At 54.4% G+C, this 2,500-nt stretch carries 1 tRNA gene and 2 rRNA genes (1 of these 3 cut by a window edge); all 3 read left to right on the top strand.

Annotated features, from left to right (window positions below):
* Positions 1-1,986 (top strand): 23S ribosomal RNA (locus tag AC2FF7_RS22060) (it extends 841 nt beyond the left edge of the window).
* Positions 1,987-2,177: 191 nt separating this feature from the next.
* Positions 2,178-2,292 (top strand): 5S ribosomal RNA (rrf, locus tag AC2FF7_RS22055).
* Positions 2,293-2,415: 123 nt separating this feature from the next.
* Positions 2,416-2,492 (top strand) — tRNA-Met (locus AC2FF7_RS22050).
* Positions 2,493-2,500 lie beyond the last annotated feature (8 nt).

Here is a 2,500-nt window from a genome sequence, read left to right as displayed (position 1 = left end):
AATCTATTTAGGTAGAGCGTCATCCGAATACCCCGGGGGGTAGAGCACTGGATGGGTAATGGGGCCCCACAGGCTTACTGATCCTAACCAAACTCCGAATACCCGGGAGTACTAGATGGCAGACACACTGCGGATGCTAACGTCCGTAGTGGAGAGGGAAACAACCCTGACCTACGACTAAGGCCCCCAATTCATGGCTAAGTGGGAAAGCAGGTGGGACGACCAAAACAACCAGGAGGTTGGCTTAGAAGCAGCCATCCTTTAAAGATAGCGTAACAGCTCACTGGTCTAAATAAGTTGTCCTGCGGCGAAGATGTAACGGGGCTCAAGCCATGAGCCGAAGTCTAGGGATGCGTAAGCATCGGTAGCAGAGCGTAGTGTGACATAGTCTCATTCCTCCTTCATGCCTTCGGGCAGATTGGAGGAGAGAGGCTTTCGATGAAGCGGGCGCGTGAGCGATCCCGTGGAGAGATCACTAGTGAGAATGATGACATGAGTAGCGACAAAGAGTGTGAGAGACACTCTCGCCGAAAGTCCAAGGGTTCCTGCTTAAAGCTAATCTGAGCAGGGTAAGCCGGCCCCTAAGCCGAGGCCGAAAGGCGTAGGCGATGGGAACTAGGTTAATATTCCTAGGCCAGGAGGATGTGACGGATCACAGGTGTAGTTCAATCTTATCGGATTGATTGGGCTGCTGAGTGGTTCCTGGAAATAGCCCTCCATCAGACCGTACCCTAAACCGACACAGGTGGACTGGTAGAGCATACCAAGGCGCTTGAGAGAACGATGTTGAAGGAACTCGGCAAAATACCTCCGTAAGTTCGCGAGAAGGAGGCCCGGTTCCTAGGCAACTAGGGGCTGGGGGCACAAACCAGGGGGTGGCGACTGTTTATTAAAAACACAGGGCTCTGCGAAGTCGCAAGACGACGTATAGGGTCTGACGCCTGCCCGGTGCCTGAAGGTTAAAAGGAGAGGTGAGAGCCTTGAATTGAAGCCCAGGTAAACGGCGGCCGTAACTATAACGGTCCTAAGGTAGCGAAATTCCTTGTCGGGTAAGTTCCGACCTGCACGAATGGCGTAACGACTTCCCCGCTGTCTCCAACATCGACTCAGCGAAATTGAATTGCCTGTCAAGATGCAGGCTTCCCGCGGTTAGACGGAAAGACCCCGTGCACCTTTACTACAGCTTCGCACTGGCATCAGGATTGTGATGTGCAGGATAGGTGGTAGGCTTTGAAGCAGGAACGCAAGTACCTGTGGAGCCTCCCTTGAGATACCACCCTTCGCACTCTTGATGTCTAACCGCGGTCCGTTATCCGGATCCGGGACCCTGCGTGGCGGGTAGTTTGACTGGGGCGGTCGCCTCCTAAAGCGTAACGGAGGCGCGCGAAGGTTGGCTCAGAGCGGTCGGAAATCGCTCGTTGAGTGCAATGGCAGAAGCCAGCCTGACTGCAAGACTGACAAGTCGAGCAGAGTCGAAAGACGGCCATAGTGATCCGGTGGTCCCGAGTGGAAGGGCCATCGCTCAACGGATAAAAGGTACGCCGGGGATAACAGGCTGATACTGCCCAAGAGTCCATATCGACGGCAGTGTTTGGCACCTCGATGTCGGCTCATCTCATCCTGGGGCTGGAGCAGGTCCCAAGGGTACGGCTGTTCGCCGTTTAAAGAGGTACGTGAGCTGGGTTTAGAACGTCGTGAGACAGTTCGGTCCCTATCTGCCGTGGGTGTAGGAGACTTGAGAGGAGTTGCCCCTAGTACGAGAGGACCGGGGTGAACGATCCACTGGTGGACCAGTTGTCGTGCCAACGGCAGTGCTGGGTAGCTATGATCGGACAGGATAACCGCTGAAGGCATCTAAGCGGGAAGCCCCCCTCAAAACAAGGTCTCCCTGAGGGCCGTGGAAGACCACCACGTCAATAGGCCGGAGATGTAAGCGCAGTAATGCGTTCAGTTGACCGGTACTAATCGCCCGATAGGCTTGATTTGATCCAGTAATGGAAAGATGAAATCAAACCAGAAGCATACACACCTTGACCAAGGACAGCGTCGCAGCGCCAAGCCGCGATGTTGGTTGATTATATAACCGTGCGGGAACGCGCCTTTTGTAAACAAAAGACGCTGCCTCCCGCGCGTCGCCTTTTTGCAAAGCAAAAAGAGCGACGTGGGCTTTTCCTCGGTTTGGTGGTCATAGCGCAAGTGAAACACCCGGTCCCATCCCGAACCCGGAAGTTAAGCACTGCCGCGCCAATGGTACTTGGGCTTAAGCCCCGGGAGAGTAGGTCACCGCCAAACCTAGAAAAAGCCCACACATCTCTCTAAACGATCAGCAAAACACGACCCGGCCTCAAGTCGCGAAAGCAATAGGCCAAAAATGGTCTCAACTAGCCTAATAGGCCGTAGACCAAACCAAAGTGTCGCGGGATGGAGCAGCCCGGTAGCTCGTCAGGCTCATAACCTGAAGGTCGCAGGTTCAAATCCTGCTCCCGCAACCAATCTCTAG

This window comes from Ruegeria sp. YTSC325, assembly GCF_059609525.1.
Note: the sequence above shows the minus strand (reverse complement) of the source record. Positions and strands in the feature narration are given on the sequence as shown.